We start from the raw sequence: 461 nt of genomic DNA, 5'->3' as shown, positions 1-461 counted from the left end.
GTTTTCCTGCATACAGTCTTTCAGCATTTGAGGATACACAAAAGAACGCATCCTATACTTATTCTTAAAACGAGGAAAACCGAGTTTTTTTGATTTCCTATCTGTAAATGCTTTGTCCAATCTTTTGAGCATCTGTTGCAAGACTTGAGCATTCACAGATTTTAACCACGGGTTTGTTTTCTTAGCCTCTGTTAATTGTTTGGATTGGATGTTGTAATTTGGAAAAGGTTTATCCACCGGAATTATATATTCCTTCTCCAGAGAACAAGCATTAACAGAACACTTCCGAGATTTAATCCAGTCTTTTCTCTCTGAGAGAGCGTAATTCCAGACAGCACGACACACTCTCAAGGTATTTTCAATTACCTCGATTTGCTTTTCGTTCGGGATTAATTTATACTCGTAAGTTAGTGTTAACATTTCAATCCTCCTAAATCGGATTCTAGCAACCTTTACAAAGA

At 36.7% G+C, this 461-nt stretch carries 1 protein-coding gene; it reads right to left on the bottom strand.

Annotation, left to right across the window (positions count from 1 at the left end):
• Window positions 1-420: helix-turn-helix domain-containing protein (locus JUI58_RS00565; RefSeq protein WP_204101807.1), on the bottom strand; the 420-nt coding region annotated here is incomplete at its 3' end.
• Window positions 421-461 lie beyond the last annotated feature (41 nt).

It is taken from the genome of Spirulina sp. CCY15215 (assembly GCF_016888125.1).
GTDB lineage: Bacteria > Cyanobacteriota > Cyanobacteriia > Cyanobacteriales > Spirulinaceae > CCY15215.
Note: the sequence above shows the minus strand (reverse complement) of the source record. Positions and strands in the feature narration are given on the sequence as shown.